18 protein-coding genes are annotated in these 17,424 nt (G+C 61.3%); 10 read left to right on the top strand and 8 right to left on the bottom strand.

The features are described from left to right. The first annotated feature begins 23 nt into the window (after window positions 1-23). Window positions 24-911: a formate/nitrite transporter family protein gene (locus HYE77_RS03770; RefSeq protein ID WP_008434095.1), complete on the top strand. Its 888-nt coding sequence runs from the start codon at window positions 24-26 to the stop codon at window positions 909-911. On the opposite strand, the gene HYE77_RS03775 is transcribed toward HYE77_RS03770, so the two are convergent. Beyond that, on the bottom strand, window positions 905-2,170 hold the full coding sequence (locus HYE77_RS03775; RefSeq protein WP_177068424.1) for a sodium:proton antiporter: 1,266 nt from the start codon (window positions 2,168-2,170) through the stop codon (window positions 905-907). The two genes, HYE77_RS03770 and HYE77_RS03775, sit on opposite strands and share 7 nt — an antisense overlap. 157 nt (window positions 2,171-2,327) lie before the next feature. Further along, entirely contained in the window at window positions 2,328-2,468 is a 141-nt protein-coding gene (locus HYE77_RS03780; RefSeq protein WP_177068425.1) for a hypothetical protein, read from the bottom strand. Window positions 2,469-2,623: 155 nt separating this feature from the next. On the opposite strand from HYE77_RS03780, the gene HYE77_RS03785 reads away from it, so the two are divergent. Continuing rightward, complete coding sequence (locus tag HYE77_RS03785) at window positions 2,624-3,457, top strand: EamA family transporter (RefSeq protein ID WP_063026578.1); 834 nt, start codon at window positions 2,624-2,626, stop codon at window positions 3,455-3,457. A gap of 31 nt (window positions 3,458-3,488) precedes the next feature. Then, window positions 3,489-3,875 (top strand): MAPEG family protein, encoded by a 387-nt coding sequence (locus HYE77_RS03790; RefSeq protein WP_003216858.1) that lies wholly within the window; start codon window positions 3,489-3,491, stop codon window positions 3,873-3,875. Between the two features lie 140 nt (window positions 3,876-4,015). On the opposite strand, the gene HYE77_RS03795 is transcribed toward HYE77_RS03790, so the two are convergent. Continuing rightward, window positions 4,016-5,185: a murein transglycosylase A gene (locus tag HYE77_RS03795; protein WP_177068426.1), complete on the bottom strand. Its 1,170-nt coding sequence runs from the start codon at window positions 5,183-5,185 to the stop codon at window positions 4,016-4,018. 128 nt (window positions 5,186-5,313) lie between these two features. Between HYE77_RS03795 and HYE77_RS03800 the strand changes: the two genes are divergently transcribed. Continuing rightward, window positions 5,314-5,763, top strand: a complete 450-nt coding sequence (locus HYE77_RS03800) for a cytochrome c (RefSeq protein WP_177068427.1) — start codon at window positions 5,314-5,316, stop codon at window positions 5,761-5,763. A gap of 7 nt (window positions 5,764-5,770) precedes the next feature. Here the strand turns inward: HYE77_RS03800 and HYE77_RS03805 are convergent, their stop codons facing one another. The 4 genes from HYE77_RS03805 to HYE77_RS03820 all read right to left on the bottom strand — a co-directional run bounded on the left by HYE77_RS03805 (window position 5,771) and on the right by HYE77_RS03820 (window position 10,282). Beyond that, window positions 5,771-6,166, bottom strand: coding sequence for a DUF1090 domain-containing protein (locus tag HYE77_RS03805; protein WP_008434082.1), 396 nt, complete (start codon window positions 6,164-6,166; stop codon window positions 5,771-5,773). 81 nt (window positions 6,167-6,247) lie between these two features. Then, window positions 6,248-7,933, bottom strand: coding sequence for an NAD-dependent DNA ligase LigB (gene ligB / locus HYE77_RS03810; RefSeq protein WP_256347108.1), 1,686 nt, complete (start codon window positions 7,931-7,933; stop codon window positions 6,248-6,250). Window positions 7,934-8,076: 143 nt separating this feature from the next. Beyond that, the gene (gene metK, locus HYE77_RS03815) at window positions 8,077-9,267 is read right to left on the bottom strand and encodes a methionine adenosyltransferase (protein ID WP_177068428.1); all 1,191 of its coding nucleotides are present in this window, start codon (window positions 9,265-9,267) and stop codon (window positions 8,077-8,079) included. A 19-nt stretch (window positions 9,268-9,286) separates the two neighbouring features. Continuing rightward, a complete protein-coding gene (locus HYE77_RS03820; RefSeq protein WP_003216864.1) occupies window positions 9,287-10,282 on the bottom strand; it encodes a metalloregulator ArsR/SmtB family transcription factor in 996 nt (331 codons plus the stop codon). 249 nt (window positions 10,283-10,531) lie between these two features. Between HYE77_RS03820 and tkt the strand changes: the two genes are divergently transcribed. From tkt to fba, 6 genes are all read left to right on the top strand, one after another. Continuing rightward, a complete protein-coding gene (gene tkt / locus HYE77_RS03825; protein ID WP_087693225.1) occupies window positions 10,532-12,529 on the top strand; it encodes a transketolase in 1,998 nt (665 codons plus the stop codon). Window positions 12,530-12,671: 142 nt separating this feature from the next. After that, window positions 12,672-13,721 (top strand): erythrose-4-phosphate dehydrogenase, encoded by a 1,050-nt coding sequence (epd, locus tag HYE77_RS03830; RefSeq protein ID WP_008434077.1) that lies wholly within the window; start codon window positions 12,672-12,674, stop codon window positions 13,719-13,721. Between the two features lie 19 nt (window positions 13,722-13,740). Continuing rightward, window positions 13,741-14,904, top strand: coding sequence for a phosphoglycerate kinase (locus tag HYE77_RS03835; RefSeq protein WP_003216867.1), 1,164 nt, complete (start codon window positions 13,741-13,743; stop codon window positions 14,902-14,904). Between the two features lie 29 nt (window positions 14,905-14,933). Beyond that, window positions 14,934-15,161: a hypothetical protein gene (locus HYE77_RS03840; RefSeq protein WP_008434073.1), complete on the top strand. Its 228-nt coding sequence runs from the start codon at window positions 14,934-14,936 to the stop codon at window positions 15,159-15,161. 60 nt (window positions 15,162-15,221) lie between these two features. Continuing rightward, entirely contained in the window at window positions 15,222-15,557 is a 336-nt protein-coding gene (locus HYE77_RS03845) for an MliC family protein (RefSeq protein ID WP_003216869.1), read from the top strand. A 197-nt stretch (window positions 15,558-15,754) separates the two neighbouring features. Further along, on the top strand, window positions 15,755-16,819 hold the full coding sequence (gene fba, locus HYE77_RS03850) for a class II fructose-bisphosphate aldolase (protein ID WP_003177554.1): 1,065 nt from the start codon (window positions 15,755-15,757) through the stop codon (window positions 16,817-16,819). 59 nt (window positions 16,820-16,878) lie between these two features. Here fba and HYE77_RS03855 read toward each other — a convergent pair whose 3' ends face one another. Continuing rightward, window positions 16,879-17,172 (bottom strand): fructose-bisphosphate aldolase, encoded by a 294-nt coding sequence (locus tag HYE77_RS03855; RefSeq protein ID WP_177068429.1) that lies wholly within the window; start codon window positions 17,170-17,172, stop codon window positions 16,879-16,881. Window positions 17,173-17,424: the final 252 nt, after the last annotated feature.

Genomic DNA, 17,424 nt, shown 5'->3' on the forward strand with positions numbered 1-17,424 from the left:
TCGCCCCCCGTTCAGGTATCACCATGGCCACGCAAGAAGACGGCAAGACCCCCAATCTGTCGCAGGAAGAGCAGCACGACGTCGACAAGAACCAGCCGCCTCGCGCGGCGGTTCTGCATGAAATCATCCGCACTCAAGGCGATCAGGAACTGGAGCGCAACGTCGCCGCGTTGTGGTGGTCGGCGCTGGCCGCCGGCCTGACCATGGGCCTGTCACTGATGGGCATGGGCTTGCTCAACTCGCGCCTGCCGGATGGCGAAGAGTTCAAGGTGATCGCCAGTTTTGGTTACTGCGCCGGCTTTCTTGCCGTGATCCTCGCCCGTCAGCAGTTATTCACCGAAAACACCCTGACCGCGGTGTTGCCGGTGATGAGCAAACCCACGCTGAAGAATTTCGCACGCCTGCTGCGTTTATGGGCCGTGGTGCTGGTGGGCAACCTGTGCGGCACCTTGCTGGTGGCGTACGTGATGCTGCACTTGCCGATCTTTGACACCAAGACCGACCTGGCCTTCCTGGAAATCGGGCGCAAGGTCATGGAAAACGACGCCTACCAGATGTTCGCCAAGGGCATCGTGTCGGGCTGGATGATCGCCACCATGGTCTGGATGATCCCATCCATGGAAAGCGCCAAAATCTGGATCATCATCCTGATCACCTACCTGATGGCACTGGGAGACTTCACCCACATCGTGGTGGGCTCGGCGGAAGTGTCGTACCTGGTATTCGCCGGCGAGCTGCCGTGGAAAGACTTCTGGCTGGTGTTCGCCGGGCCGACGCTGGCGGGCAATATCATCGGCGGCAGCTTTATCTTTGCGTTGATCAGCCATGCGCAGATTCGCAGCGAAAGCAGCCTGCCGGGCAAAGCCGCTGCGGACCCGAGGCATCCGCAGCAGATCAACAAGGGTCAGTGAGTCTCCGGCGCCGCAGCAGGCGCCGGCTCATCCTTGGTCACATGCTTGACCAGCTTGCCGATGCTCAAGCCCTGCAACAGGATCGAAGACAGCACCACGATGTAGGTGATGCTCAGCAGCAAGTCACGCTCCGGGCCCAGTGGCAGGGCCAGGGCCAGTGCCACGGAAACCCCGCCGCGCAAGCCGCCCCATGTGAGGATGCGGATGGTGCCGCGGGGCACCGTGCGCCAGCGCCGCAGCAGCAGGATCGCCGGGGCCACCGTCAGCAGGCGTGACAACAGGATTGCCACGGCCAGCAAACTGGCGGCCAACACGTGCAGCCAGTTGAACGGCAACAGCAGCAGTTCCATGCCGATCAGCGCAAACAGCAGGGCGTTGAGCATGTCATCGAGCAGTTCCCAGAAGCCGTCCAGGTAGCGCCGGGTCATGTCGTTCATCGCCAGCTTGCGGCCGAGGTTGCCGATGATCAGGCCCGCCACCACCATCGCAATCGGTGCCGAGACGTGCAGTTCAGTGGCCATCGCCGAGCCGCCGATCACCAGGGCCAGGGTCAGCATCACTTCGATCTGATACTGCTCGATGCTCTTGATCATCAGATACACGATGTAGCCGATCAGCCCGCCAAACACCACGCCGCCAATCGCCTCATGGGCAAACAGCATGGCCGTGGCGCCGACCGTAGGCGTCTCGCCCAGTTGCGCGATGCCCAGCAACACGGTGAACACCACCACCGCCGTGCCGTCGTTGAACAGCGATTCGCCGACGATGGTGGTTTTCAGTGGTTTCGACGCATTGGCGGTCCGCAGCACACCGAGCACGGCAATCGGGTCGGTGGGGGAAATCAGCGCGCCGAACAGCAGGCAGTACAGGAAACTCACGTGCCAGCCGAACAGGGCAAAGATGTAGAAGGCCAGGCTGCCGATCACCATCGTGGCAATCAATACGCCGAAGGTGGCAAGCAGGCCGATGGGCCAGCGGTAGCTGCGCAGGTCGCTCAGGTTGACGTGCAAGGCGCCGGCGAACAGCAGGAACGAGAGCATCCAGTTCATCAGCAGGTCGCCGAAGTCGATCTGGCCGATCAACTGCTGGATGCGCTCTTCAAGGCCGGGGTAGCCGATAAAGCTCAAGCCTTGCAGCAGCAGGGAAAACATCAGTGCCGTGACCATCACACCGATGGTGGGCGGCAGGCCGATGAAGCGGTAGTTCACATAGGTGAGCAGGGTGGTGAGGCAAATAAACGCAGCGACAAGTTCAAGCATCCGGGGTCCTTGGATGGAGGAGTGAGTAGAGATCATATGTGGGAGCTGTCGAGCCCCAGCGAGGCTGCGATGGCATTACCTGGGTGAGGCTGCAAGACCGCAGCGCCTGTATCGAAGCCGCCCTAAAGCTCGACAGCTCCCACACAGAACACATTTATCAGTTGGCTACGTTGACCGCAGCAAGGCGACGACGTTGCAGGTCGATGAACAAAAGTGCCGCCGCCACCATCCCGCGGATCCAGGCACCGAGCGGCAGGCGAGGATCTCCTTCGGTAATCGTGACGCTCTGATCAGGCATACGCAGGCCGACCCCCGGATCGGCGAAGATCGGGCAGCAGCAAAAATTTATTGGTCCAGGTCTTTGCGCAACTGAGTGCGGCGTGGTCGGCTTTAGTATAAACAGGTGCTGAAATATGGCGAATCAATTCCGCTTTTTATGACTGGGGAGTCACCGTGATTGCAACAGCTCTGGTACTGGTAGCGGCGTTGTTGCATGCGACGTGGAACACCTTGATCAAATTCAGCGGCGAGCGCCTGTTGGTCATCGCGTGCATGGACACGGTGGCGTTGCTGTTTGTGGTGCTGGCGGTGGGGTTTGTATCGTTTCCGCCACTGGAAATCTGGCCGTGGATCATCGCCTCGGCGTTGTTTGAATTGCTCTACCGCTACCTGCTGATCCAGGCCTATCGCGTGGGTGACCTGGGCTTGGTGTACCCATTGATGCGCGGCTTGTCGCCTTTGGTGGTGCTGGCGCTGACGCTGGTGTTTGCCGGTGAGGTGCTCAGTACCCAGCAGATTCTCGGCATTCTGCTGATTCCGTTCGGCATGCTGTGCCTGTTATGGCAGGGCGGCGGTGGCGACCGGTTGCCCTGGTCGATGCTGCCGGTGGTGGCGTTGATCGGCTTGTGTATCGGTTGCTACACCTTCCTCGATGGCCAGGCATTGCGCCGTTGGTCACACCCGCTGGACTACCTGGTGTGGCTGACGCTGATAAGCGCATGGCCGTTTCCGTTGCTGGCGATGGTGCGCAAACGGGCGGCGTTCGGGCTGTTCTGGCGCACGCAGTGGCGGCTGGGGCTGAGTGTCGGGTTGTGCGTGTTGTTGAGCTACGCTCTGGTGCTTTGGGCCATGCAGTTGGGCTCGATTGCCGAAGCCGCTGCGCTGCGGGAAGTCAGCGTGATCCTGGTGGTGCTGTTCGGCATGCGTTACCTGAAAGAACCTTTCGGCCGCCCACGGCTCATAGCCTGTGGGTTGGTGCTGATCGGCATGTTCGTGATGAAACTCTAACCGTCGGATAAAACTAAAAAAGGAATGGGTTATGACAGTCGCTTTCTGGTGTGTGTTGATCGCAATCTTTCTGCCGTACCTGTGCACGGGCGTGGCCAAGTTCAGCGGCGGCAAGTTCGGGCCCCGGCAGAACCATGACCCGCGGGCGTTCCTCGACACCCTCGAGGGGTTTGCCAAGCGCGCCCACAGTGCGCAACTCAACAGCTTCGAAGTGACCCCGGCCTTTGCGGCCGCGGTGATCATTGCCCATCTGGCTGGCGTTGCGTCGCTGGTGACGATCAACGTCCTGGCGGTGCTGTTCATCACCAGCCGGTTGCTCTACATCATCTGCTACCTGGCGGACTGGGCGATGCTGCGGTCGGTGGTGTGGGCGGTGGGGATGGCGTTGATTGCGAGCTTCTTCTTCGTCTCGATCTGAAGCCTGACACTGTTCAAATGTGGGAGCGGGCTTGCTCGCGAATGCGGTCGATCAGTCGATACATCCGGTGACTGACACACCGCATTCGCGAGCAAGCCCGCTCCCACACAAGCCCGCTCCCACATAGACCTTGGTGTTCTTCAGGTGCCTGTCGGCGCGTCCGGCACTTTTGGCAATGCTGCGCCTTTGGGCCACAGCATCCAGATCTGGCCCTGCTGCTTCATGTTGCCCGCCAACTCACCAGCGGCATCACCGGTGCCCCAGAACAGGTCGGCCCGCACTTCGCCGGTAATTGCACCGCCGGTGTCCTGCGCGGCCACCGGGCGGGCAATCGGCGCGCCATCCGGTCGGGTAGTCGACAGCCACAACAGGCTGCCCAGCGGAATTACCTTGCGGTCCACCGCGACGCTATAACCCGCAGTCAGTGGCACGTTCAGCGAGCCACGGGGGCCTTCGTTGCTGTCGGGGCGTGCACTGAAGAATACGTAGCTGGGGTTGCTTGCCAGCAATTCAGGAATGCGCTGCGGATGCGCCTTGGCCCAGGCCGCGATGGCGCCCATGGTCACGTCTTCTTTTTTCAGCTCGCCTTGCTCCACCAGCCAGCGGCCGATGGGGCGGTACGGGTAGCCATTCTGGTCGCCGTAACCGACACGCAATTGGCGGCCATCGGCCAGTTGGATGCGGCCAGAACCCTGAATCTGCAGGAATTGCAGGTCCATCGGATTGGTCAGCCAGGCGATGGGCTTGGCGGTGGAGCCTTGGTGGTTGATGGTGCTGGCGTCGTCATAGGGTTTGAGTACCCGGCCTTCCAGGCGACCGCGCAGGCGCTTGCCCTTGAGCTCCGGGTAGATGCTTTCCAGGTTGACGATGATCAGGTCATCCGGCACGCCGAACACCGGTACATGGGCGGTGGCGGTTTCGGTGAGGCTGCCGGGGTAAACCGGTTCGTAGTAGCCGGTGATCAGGCCGTTGGGGCTGTTGTCGGCCGAGCGCAGGCCGTAGACGTCGAGGTTGGCCTTGAGGAAGTCACGAATCGCCACTGCGGTCGACGGCACGGTGGCCGATGCCGCGCACGTCGGGCCCCATACCGGGTCAGCCTTGAGGCGTTGACAGGCACTGCGCCAGGATTCAAAGCCGGCTTGCAGGTCGCTGTCCGACACGGCCGGCAGGTTTTCCCAGGTGGCGCCGACGTAGGTAGCAATGGCGTGGGGCTTGGCTTTTTCGTCCTTGCCGGTGTCGCAACCGGCCAGCAGCGCGATCATTGGCAGGGCCCACACGAGGCGGCGCCAAGGCTTAAAACGGGTATTCATACACAAAATTCCTGAAGCGATTGCTCGTATCGGCTGGCGTTCGAGCAACCCTTATTATTAATAGGGGTATTGGTCTTTGCGGGCGGGGCGAGGATACTGGCCGCCGTTTCCCGTGACCTTGAGCCATCATGACTTTTAAAAGACTGACCGTTGTATTGCTGGCCTGCCTGACACTGTCCGCCTGCGGCGGGGTTGATCCGAATTCGCCCCTTGGCCAGCGCAAGGCCATTTTCAAGCAGATGCTCAAGACCGGCGAAGACCTGGGCGGCATGTTGCGTGGGCGCATTCCATTCGACGGCGGCAAATTTGCCGAAGGCGCGGTCAAGCTTGATGCGTTGTCCCACGAACCGTGGAAACATTTCCCGAGCGTGCGTGAAGAAGACCACACCAGCGCCAAGGACGACGTGTGGCAGCAGCAGGCACGTTTCCAGGAAATGGCTCGAAACCTTGAAACGGCCACCGGTGAATTGGTGATCACCAGCCAGGTCCAGCCCTACAAGGCCAGCAACCTCGGGCCGGCGGTGCAGAAAGTCGAAGATGCCTGCACCGCGTGCCATAAACAGTTCCGCGATCACTGAGGCCGTCTTACTTGTCCAGTTCGTCCAGGGCTTCCTGCAAGTCCTTGCGTGACTGGGCCAGCTTGTCCTTGCGCTTGTTGATCTTGTCGGAGTCACCCTTCTTCATGGCCTTGTCGAGGTCAGCCTGACGGCGGCTGACTTCGTGCTTGGCGTCGAGCACCTTGTTTTCCCGCTCCTTTTTCAAGGAGGCATCGGTGCAGTTGGCGGTGACTTCACTCAAGGCTTTTTCCAGGCCGGCTTGTTGCTCACTGTTGCCGTGGGCCTTGGCTTGTTCGATCTGGGTGCTGATGGACTCGCGCTTGGCGGCGCAGCCTGTGAGTGGCGCAGCTTCCTCGGCTGCCAGCAATGGCGCGGACATAAGGGTAGCGACGGTCAACAGGGCAAAAGGTGCAAGAAATTTCATAAAGGCTCCAAGGCAAACAAGGTCGCAATCAGGTGGGCAGGATGAATTCTGCCGGCACCGGTTAATGCCGTCGGGCAGAGGTCAAAAACCATCTATCCCGGCAGCCCGTAATGTTTCACTCAAGGCCAGCACCTGCGGGTCGCGAAAAAAGGCGCTCAGTTGCGCCGCGCGACCCGGGCCTATGCCGTCTTCGGCCAGCCAGGCTTGAGTGTCTCTGGCGGCCAGGGTTTGCCAGCCGCCTTGTAGATTGTTGCGGGCCGTGGGCGGTACTCCCAGGGCCATCAGCCATTGCGCGAACGGTCGCTGCCGGGCGCTGCGCAAGCTGTCGAGTAAACGCGCACTGCTGCGTTCGCCGAAGCCATCAATGTTAGCAAGCTCTGCCTCATCCAGGGTTAACCAATCGAGCAGGCCGTCGATCAGGCCGGCCTGGATCAAGGTGTTCCAGGTTTCGCGGCCGATGTGTGGCAGGGCCAGGCCCTGGGCGCCGCTCAGCCAGGTCAGGCGCGCGAGCAGCTGTTCTTCGCAACCCGGGGCCAGTTGCCAGCAACTCAAGGGGTGGAAGTCCCTGGCCTGCGGGACCTGCAACTCGGCCCGTGGCTGGCTGCGCAGGATGACGCGGTCAAGGCGTGGGATGACGTGCCCGGCGAGGCTGATGGAGACCTGGTCGCCAGTACGGATATCCAGTTCCCGCCAGCGTTTCAGCGAACCGACACTGACCCGGCTGATCTTCCGGTCATCGAGCAGTACCGGTTCCAACTCCAGGATGGAGGTGATGCGCCCGGTGCGGCCAATCTTGAAGTGCACCTTGCGCACATGGGCCAATGCCTTGGCCACCGGGTACTTCCAGGCAACCGCCCAGTAGGGCGCGCTGACCCGCCAGCGCTCGGCCGGGGCCCGCTGGCCTTGATGCAATACCACGCCGTCGCTGGCGAAGGGCAGCGGGTGGCTGTACCAATAGCTGCGCCAGTGCGCCGCTTCGGTAATGTCCTTGATCGGGTGGCTGTAGCGCCCGCTGTCGGTGAAGCCCCATTGCGCCAGTTGGCTCAGCCGCTCGGAAAAGTCATCAGGGCCCTGGGGCCAGGCCCAGACAAACAGACCGATATTGGCGGCCTCGGCGTCGCTCAACTGCCGGCGATTCATCAGCCCGGCCACTTTGCCGCGGGCGCCGAGGCCACCTTTGGCAGCTTGCACATGGTCATTCAGTCGCCAATAGAGTTCGCCCTGCAACAGCAGGTCAACGGGCTCGGGCAGTTGCTGCACGATCCCCGGAATCCGGCGGGCGGAGGCTGACCAATCCTGGCCCAGCCGGCCATCGCCGCGACTGATGACCCGGCTCAACCGGCCCTTGCGGTAAACCAGCGTGACGGCGACGCCATCGACCTTGGGCTGGATCCACACGTCCTGGCGAGTCCCCAGCCAGGTTTGCACGGCGTTATCGTCCAGCAGTTTTTCCAGGCCGGTGTGGGGCGTCGGGTGGGCGGTCGTGCCTCGCGCGCTGCCCAGCGGGTCGTCCGTGACTGGGGCGGAGGGAGTGAAACACCTGCGCCATTGGGCAAGGCGCTGGCTGGCCTGGTCATACAGCTCATCGCTGATCAATGACTGGCCGAGCCGGTGGTAGCTGTCATCCCACAAGCGGATTTGTTGCGCCAGGGTGCTGATCTGGGCCCGGGCGTGATCGGCCGCCCAGTCGGGGCACCCCTGCGACCACGCAGTGAGTGGCGAGAAGCTGAGTAAAAGGAAAAACAGCCAGCGCATAAGTGACGTCATCATGAGCATCCTTGCTCTGAAAAGGGCGCCCAGCCTAAGCCATCCCAGCGGGCATAAAAAAGCCCCGCAACCGCGAGGCTTTTTACCCGATGTTTCTGCTCGTTTGAACAGAACGCCGGGGCTTTGTGTACACCGTAGGACGATTACAGGCCGGCGGCAGTACGCAAGTCGTTGGCACGGTCGGTCTTTTCCCAGGTGAACGTAGTGAACGTGTCGTTGCCGACAGTCTTCTGCTCAGGGGTACGACCGAAGTGGCCGTAGGCCGCAGTTTCCTGGTACATCGGGTGCAGCAGGTCGAGCATGGTGGTGATTGCGTAAGGACGCAGGTCGAAGATCTCACGCACCAGCTTGACGATCTTGTCGTCGCTGATCTTGCCGGTACCGAAGGTGTTCAGCGAGATCGACGTAGGCTGGGCCACACCGATTGCGTAGGACACCTGAATCTCGCAACGCTCGGCCAGGCCTGCGGCCACGATGTTCTTGGCCACGTAACGACCGGCGTAGGCCGCCGAACGGTCAACCTTGGATGGATCCTTGCCGGAGAACGCGCCACCGCCGTGACGGGCCATGCCGCCGTAGCTGTCGACGATGATCTTGCGACCGGTCAAGCCGCAGTCGCCCACCGGGCCACCGATGATGAACTGGCCGGTCGGGTTGATGTGGAACTGGGTGTCCTTGGTCAGCAGTTCGGCAGGCAGCACGTGCTTGACGATCAGCTCCATGACGCCTTCGCGCAGGTCGGCGTAGGAAACGTCCGGGTTTTGCTGGGTCGACAGTACCACCGCGTCGATGGCGACGACTTTGCCGCCTTCATAGCGGCAGGTCACCTGGGACTTGGCGTCCGGGCGCAGCCATGGCAATGCACCGGATTTACGGGCTTCGGCCTGGCGCTTCACCAACTGGTGGGAGAAGGTGATCGGTGCCGGCATCAGCACGTCGGTTTCGTTGCTGGCATAGCCGAACATCAGGCCCTGGTCGCCGGCGCCCTGATCTTCAGGCTTGGCACGGTCGACACCCTGGTTGATGTCAGGGGACTGCTTGCCGATGATGTTCATCACGCCGCAGGTCGCACCGTCGAAGCCGACGTCGGAGCTGTTGTAGCCGATGTCGATGATCACATCACGCACGATCTGCTCCAGGTCTACCCAGGCAGAGGTGGTGACTTCGCCGGCGATGATCGCCACGCCCGTTTTCACCAGAGTCTCGCACGCCACTCGGGCGAACTTGTCTTCAGCGATGATGGCGTCCAGCACCGCGTCAGAGATCTGGTCGGCGATTTTGTCCGGATGCCCTTCAGACACGGACTCGGAGGTGAAAAGGGAGTATTCGCTCATCTCGATGTTTTCCTGATATTTACCGATGGTGAGTGTCGCCAGCCGGCCGCTGAAAATGGCGGACCTGAATCTGGAAACCATTACGTAAACCTACATAGAGGCTTTCCCCGGGAACGAGTCCCGCAGCGGTGGCCCAACGGGCCAGATCGTCCTGTTCAAAACCCAGCCAGAGATCACCGCAGGCTTCCCTGGCCCAACTCTGGTTGTGGCTGCATAAATCCGTGACCAACAGGCTGCCGCCTGGTTGCAGCAAATTTGCCATCTGCCTGAGGGCGTCTGCCGGGGCGGCGAAATGGTGCAGGACCATGTTCAGCACCACGCAATCGGCCCGCAGGCTGGTGTCATTCAGGGCGTCCGCCAACTGCAGGTGGACATTGCCCAGCGCTTCGCGCTCACACAATTGGCGGGCCAGCTCCAGCATCGCCGGGCTGTTGTCCAGCGCCGTGACCTGATGAAAGCGCCGCGCCAGCTCCGGCAGGAAGCCGCCATCACCCGGGCCCACTTCGACCGCCGTAGCCTCATCACTGAAGCTCAGCTTGTCCAAAAGTGCCAGCACGCTTTCGCGGTATTGCGCCAAGCCGGCGATCAGATCCTGCTGGGCGCGAAACTTCTCGGCTACCCGTGAGAAAAAGTCCTGGCTGGCGGCAGCACGTTGCCCGTGCACCTGGCTGATGCGCGACTGCACGTCAGCCGGCAGCGCCAGGCTGTCTATTTCTTCGAGCAGCGCGGCGTGCAGCTTGCCGCCCAGTTGCTCGGTGTGGGGCAGGGCGCGACGGTAAAAAATCGCATTGCCCTCGCGGCGGGTCGCCACCAGGTCGGCCTGGGCCAGTACCTTCAAGTGGTGGCTCATGCCGGATTGGCCGATGGCGAAAATCTGCGCCAGCTCCAGCACCCCGAACGAATCGTTGGTCAGCGCGCGCAACACATTCAGGCGCAACGGATCGCCACCGGCCTTGCACAGGGCCGCCAGCTCGTCGCTGTCGTCGGGTCGAATGGAAGGTGCGCTCAGGTTCATAAGGCCAGCAGTCTAGTGACGGTGGGAAAACCCCGCAAGGGCAATATCAAAAAGTTTTGATATTAGTCGATAATCGGTGGTTATAAGCAGCCGCTATAACCCATGGACGAAGCGGTAAACGGTTTCTCCAGTCAATCCGCAGGAAAAACACCCCCAAGTGACTATCTGTCATTGCCCCGAGGGCCGTGGCTGAGGGAAAATGCCGATCCTTTTTTCCGTTTCTTTTATTCAACCTCCAGGAGATCAGCGATGCCCAGCCGTCGTGAGCGTGCCAACGCCATTCGTGCCCTCAGCATGGATGCCGTGCAAAAAGCCAACAGCGGCCATCCCGGTGCCCCGATGGGCATGGCGGATATCGCCGAGGTACTTTGGCGTGACTACCTGAAACACAACCCGAGCAACCCGTCGTTCGCCGACCGTGACCGGTTCATCCTGTCCAACGGCCACGGTTCGATGCTGATCTACTCGTTGCTGCACCTGACCGGCTACGACGTCACCATCGACGACCTGAAAAACTTCCGCCAGATCCACAGCCGCACCCCGGGCCACCCGGAATACGGCTACACCCCTGGCGTTGAGACCACCACCGGTCCACTGGGCCAGGGCCTGGCCAACGCCGTGGGTTTTGCCCTGGCTGAAAAAGTGCTGGCTGCGCAGTTCAACCGCCCGAACCACAACATTGTCGACCACCACACCTACGTGTTCCTCGGTGATGGCTGCATGATGGAAGGCATTTCCCACGAAGTCGCCTCCCTGGCCGGTACCCTGGGCCTGGGCAAGCTGATCGCCTTCTACGATGACAACGGCATCTCCATCGACGGCGAAGTCGAAGGCTGGTTCACCGACGACACACCGAAGCGTTTCGAAGCCTACAACTGGCAGGTGATCCGCAATGTCGACGGTCATGACCCGGAAGAAATCAAGATTGCGATCGAGACGGCCCGCAAAAGCGAGCAGCCGACCCTGATCTGCTGCAAGACCACCATCGGCTTCGGTTCGCCGAACAAGCAAGGTAAAGAAGACTGCCACGGCGCCCCACTGGGTGACGCGGAAATCGCCCTGACCCGCGCTGCGCTGAAGTGGAACCACGGCCCGTTCGAAATCCCGGCTGACATCTACGCCGAGTGGAACGCCAAGGAAGCCGGCCTGGCGGTCGAAGCCGAGTGGGACCAGCGTTTCGCGGCCTACTCCGCCGAATTCCCTGAGTTGGCCAACGAACTGGTTCGCCGCCTGGCCGGTGACCTGCCTGCCGACTTCGCTGAAAAGGCCTCGGCCTACATCGCCGAAGTGGCGGCCAAGGGCGAAACCATCGCCAGCCGTAAAGCCAGCCAGAACACCCTGAACGCGTTCGGCCCGCTGCTGCCTGAGTTCCTCGGCGGTTCGGCTGACCTGGCCGGTTCCAACCTGACCCTGTGGAAAGGTTGCAAAGGTGTCTCGGCGGAAGACGCCAGCGGCAACTACATGTACTACGGCGTGCGCGAGTTCGGCATGAGCGCCATCATGAACGGCGTTGCCCTGCACGGCGGCCTGGTGCCTTACGGCGCGACCTTCCTGATGTTCATGGAATACGCGCGCAACGCCGTACGCATGGCGTCGTTGATGAAGAAGCGTGTGATCTTCGTCTACACCCACGACTCCATCGGCCTGGGCGAAGACGGCCCGACGCACCAGCCGGTCGAGCAATTGACTAGCCTGCGCACCACGCCGAACCTCGATACCTGGCGCCCATCGGACGCAGTCGAGTCGGCTGTGGCCTGGAAGCACGCAATCGAGCGCAAGGACGGCCCTTCGGCGCTGATCTTCTCCCGTCAGAACCTGCAGCACCAAACCCGCGACGCGGCGCAGATCGAAGGCATCAGCCGTGGTGGCTACGTGCTGAAAGACTGCATCGGCGAGCCGGAGCTGATCCTGATCTCCACCGGTTCCGAAGTGGGCCTGGCGGTTCAGGCGTACGACAAGTTGACGGCCGCAGGTCGCAACGTGCGCGTGGTTTCCATGCCGTGCACCAGCGTCTTCGAAGCCCAGGACGCCGACTACAAGCAATCGGTATTGCCGTTGCAGGTCAGCGCACGTATCGCCATCGAAGCGGCTCACGCCGACTACTGGTACAAGTACGTGGGCCTGGAAGGCCGCGTGATCGGCATGACCACCTACGGTGAGTCGGCGCCGGCGCCAGCGTTGTTCGAAGAGTTCGGTTTCACCCTGGAAAACATCCTGGGTCAGGCTGAAGAGCTGCTGGAAGACTAAGGCTGTAGATTGGGGCGGCTGTACTGGCCTCTTCGCGAGCAAGCCCGCTCCCACATTAGATCGCGGTCTAAATGTGGGAGCGGGCTTGCTCGCGAAGGCGGCGGCACATTCACCCCATTACCCAATGGTAATCGAGAACCCCATGCCTCAACCGCGTCCCTACAAAGTTGCACTCAACGGCTACGGCCGGATTGGTCGTTGCGTCTTGCGTGCTCTGTTCGAGCGAGGGCCGGCGGCCGGGTTTGAAATTGTCGCGATCAACGATCTGGCGGACATGGCCAGCATCGAATACCTGACACGCTTTGACTCCACCCACGGCCGGTTCCCCGGCGAAGTGCGGGTCGAGGACGATTGTCTGCATATTAATGGCAACTGCGTGAAGGTCCTGCGCAGTGCCACCCCTGAGGGCATCGACTGGGCGGCGCTGGACGTCGACCTGGTGCTGGAATGCTCCGGTGCCTATCACACCCGTGCCGACGGCCAGCGGTTTCTCGACGCCGGCGCACCACGGGTCCTGTTTTCCCAGCCGATGGCCAGCGAGGCGGATGTCGACGCCACCATCGTCTACGGCGTGAACCAGGATTGCCTGACCGGTGCCGAATTGCTGGTGTCCAACGCCTCCTGCACCACCAACTGCGGCGTGCCGCTGTTGCGCCTGCTGGACCAGGCGATTGGCCTGGAATACGTGTCGATCACCACCATTCACTCGGCAATGAACGATCAGCCGGTGATTGACGCTTACCACCATGAAGACCTGCGCCGTACGCGTTCGGCGTTTCAGTCGGTGATTCCGGTGTCCACCGGCCTGGCGCGCGGTATCGAGCGACTGTTGCCGGAACTTGCCGGGCGAATCCAGGCCAAAGCCGTACGGGTACCGACGGTGAATGTGTCTTGCCTGGACATCACCATGCAAACCGTCAGCGACACCGACGCCGGCGAAGTCAACCGGATCCTGCGCGACGCCGCCACCAGCGGCCCGCTCAAAGGCCTGTTGGCCTACACCGAGTTGCCGCACGCCAGCTGTGATTTCAACCACGACCCGCATTCGGCCATCGTCGATGCCAGCCAGACCCGCGTTTCCGGCCCACGGCTGGTGAACATCCTGGCTTGGTTCGACAACGAATGGGGTTTTGCCAACCGAATGCTGGACGTTGCAGAACACTATCTGCAAACAGCCTCTCCACAACTTTAGCTCTCAGGAATTGCCCCCCATGACCGTGTTGAAGATGACCGACCTCGATCTGCAAGGTAAGCGCGTACTGATCCGCGAAGACCTCAACGTCCCAGTCAAGGACGGTGTTGTCACCAGCGATGCGCGAATCCTGGCCTCGCTGCCGACCATCAAGCTGGCCCTGGAAAAAGGTGCGGCCGTGATGGTCTGCTCCCACTTGGGTCGTCCGACCGAAGGTGAATTCTCGGCAGAAAACAGCCTCAAGCCTGTAGCTGAATATTTGAGCAAGGCCCTGGGCCGCGACGTGCCGCTGGTTGCCGACTACCTGAACGGTGTGGACGTGAAGGCTGGCGACATCGTGCTGTTCGAAAACGTGCGCTTCAACAAGGGCGAGAAAAAGAACAGCGACGAACTGGCCCAGCAATACGCTGCCCTGTGCGACGTGTTCGTGATGGACGCCTTCGGCACCGCGCACCGTGCCGAGGGTTCGACCCACGGCGTGGCCAAGTTTGCCAAAGTTGCCGCAGCTGGCCCGTTGCTGGCGGCTGAACTGGACGCACTGGGCAAGGCCCTCGGCGCTCCGGCCCAACCGATGGCCGCCATCGTTGCCGGCTCCAAGGTGTCCACCAAGCTCGACGTGCTGAACAGCCTGAGCCAGATCTGCAACCAGCTGATCGTCGGCGGCGGCATTGCCAACACCTTCCTGGCCGCTGCCGGTCACCCGGTGGGCAAATCGCTGTACGAGCCGGACCTGCTGGACACCGCCCGCGCCATCGCCGCCAAGGTCAGCGTGCCGCTGCCGGTAGACGTGGTGGTGGCCAAGGAATTCGCTGAAAGCGCCGAAGCCACCGTCAAGCTGATCGCTGACGTTGCCGCTGACGACATGATCCTGGACATCGGCCCGCAAACGGCAGCCAACTTCGCTGAACTGCTGAAGTCGTCCAAGACCATCCTGTGGAACGGCCCGGTCGGCGTGTTCGAGTTCGACCAGTTCGGCAACGGCACCAAAGTGCTGGCCCACGCCATCGCTGAAAGCTCGGCATTTTCCATCGCTGGCGGTGGCGACACCCTGGCGGCCATCGATAAATATGGCGTTGCTGACCAGATCTCCTACATTTCTACGGGGGGTGGTGCGTTCCTCGAATTCGTTGAAGGCAAGGTACTGCCGGCTGTCGAAGTGCTGGAAAGCCGGGCCAAGGGATAAGGCACTTGCTGAGGAAAAGGAGCATTCCGATGATCAGGTCGTTGGCACTGGTGATTGCAGCGGGCCTGCTGGCCGGCTGCGGCAGCACGCCGAAAGCGGCGCCCGAGTCTGAAAAGGCCGGGGCGGCTCGGCAAAAGAGTTGCTATCAGGCTGACTGGCAGGCCGAAACCATGCCGGTGATCAACAAGCGCATCGGGCCGGACGGGTTGGAGAAATACGACTCTGCGCCCAACGGTCAGGAACAGGGTTGCCCTTGACGGGTCTGATTCACTAACCGACAGCCGCGGTGGCCGCAGGTCGCCGCTTGAGGATTGGCAATGAAAGGCGTTTTCGCCCTGGCGGCACTGGCGTTATTGGCCGGATGCACCAACCTGAACATGTTCGACAAGAAGGCAGAGCCGGCAGACAAGTGGACCACCTGGACGTGTGACAGCCAGGCGCAAGTCAACTGGCGGTTTGCCGACCAGGCCCGCACCCAGGTGGATGTGCGCCTCGGCGGCTCGGACCAGGTGTATCGCCTCAAGCAGGATGTGGCGGCCTCGGGCGTGCTGTACAGCGACGGCCAGTTGGCGTTTCACACAAAAGGTGAGGAAGGCCTGGTTTACTGGGTTGCCACCGATGATTTGATCGGGCGTGGCTGTAAAGCGCAATAGCACGCCGCGATCACCTGTAGGAGCCGGCTTGCCGGCGATAGCGTCAGCCGCCATCGCCGGCAAGCCGGGTCCTACAGACAGGTTTAACGATTAAGCAGGGCAGGCTTTGAAAGCCTGACCTTCAATAACTTGAATAGCAGCCGCCGCTACGGCAGGCTTGCACGATTAACGACCCTCGACCGGGAGAGAGACTCACAATGGCACTTATCAGCATGCGCCAGATGTTGGACCACGCAGCCGAATTCGGCTATGGCGTTCCAGCCTTCAACGTCAACAACCTTGAGCAGATGCGCGCCATCATGGAAGCCGCTGACAAGACTGACTCTCCAGTGATCGTCCAGGCTTCGGCCGGCGCGCGCAAATACGCCGGTGCCCCGTTCCTGCGTCACCTGATCCTCGCCGCGATCGAAGAATTCCCGCACATCCCGGTGTGCATGCACCAGGACCACGGCACCAGCCCTGACGTGTGCCAGCGCTCCATCCAGTTGGGCTTCAGCTCGGTAATGATGGACGGTTCCCTGGGCGAAGACGGCAAGACCCCGACCGACTACGAATACAACGTACGCGTCACCCAACAAACCGTGGCCATGGCTCACGCCTGTGGCGTTTCGGTTGAAGGCGAACTGGGCTGCCTGGGTTCCCTGGAAACCGGCATGGCCGGTGAAGAAGACGGTATCGGCGCCGAAGGCGTACTGGATCACAGCCAAATGCTGACCGATCCTGAAGAAGCCGCCGACTTCGTGAAAAAGACCCAAGTTGACGCCCTGGCCATCGCCATCGGCACCAGCCACGGCGCCTACAAATTCACCAAGCCACCTACCGGCGACGTGTTGGCCATCGACCGCATCAAGGAAATCCACAAGCGCATCCCTAACACCCACCTGGTGATGCACGGTTCTTCCTCGGTACCGCAAGAGTGGCTGGCGATCATCAACCAGTACGGCGGCGACATCAAAGAAACCTACGGCGTGCCGGTTGAAGAAATCGTCGAAGGCATCAAGTACGGCGTGCGTAAGGTCAACATCGACACTGACCTGCGCCTGGCTTCCACCGGTGCGATGCGTCGCCTGATGGCCACCAACCCGAGCGAATTTGACCCACGTAAATTCTTCGGCGCTACCGTGACGGCCATGCGTGATGTATGTATCGCACGTTACGAAGCCTTCGGTACTGCGGGCAACGCTTCGAAGATCAAGCCGATCTCCCTGGAAGCGATGTACCAGCGTTACCTGAAAGGTGAGTTGAACGCCAAGGTCAACTAAGCCTTACGCGTTAATGAAAAGCCCGCAGCGATGCGGGCTTTTTTGTGGCTGAAATTTGATCAGGCGGCTGCGGGGGTGTCGAAGCCGCGGTATTCGATGACGCGGAATACGTCGCTTACGTCCTGCATCAGGATGCGGGCGGTGTTGGCTACGTGGTTCAGGTCACGCTCCGCAAAATCGGGCAGGCTGGAGCAGGCCATCAGGTTGAGGTGTTCGAGGGCGGCGTTGAGGCGTTCACGCAGGCAGGCGTGCAGGTCCTGCAGCGGAGCTTCGCTGTCGATCAGGAGTACCGGGTATTCGGTGGCTGTTTCGGTGCAGGGGGTGAAACGGCGGGGCGGGAGTTCTGGCGTCATGGCAAATATTCCTCGTATCTAAAAAGGACTACCGCCATTCGCTGCGAAACGAATGGGTGGTAGCTGTGTGCGGGTTCGCAGACCGAGGATACGAGGAACCCGGCAGACCCGAAGGTCTCCCACACACAGCCACCATAAAATAAACGACGGACGTAGAAGCGCTAGTCGTTGCATTCATGATGCTTGGTTACACACGTATCGTTAGGGCTGCGAAACCCTGTCGCCGTTCAATGCCGGCGACGGGGCGAACTA

This window comes from Pseudomonas sp. IPO3774 (genome assembly GCF_013386835.1).
In the GTDB taxonomy this organism is placed as follows: Bacteria; Pseudomonadota; Gammaproteobacteria; order Pseudomonadales; family Pseudomonadaceae; genus Aquipseudomonas.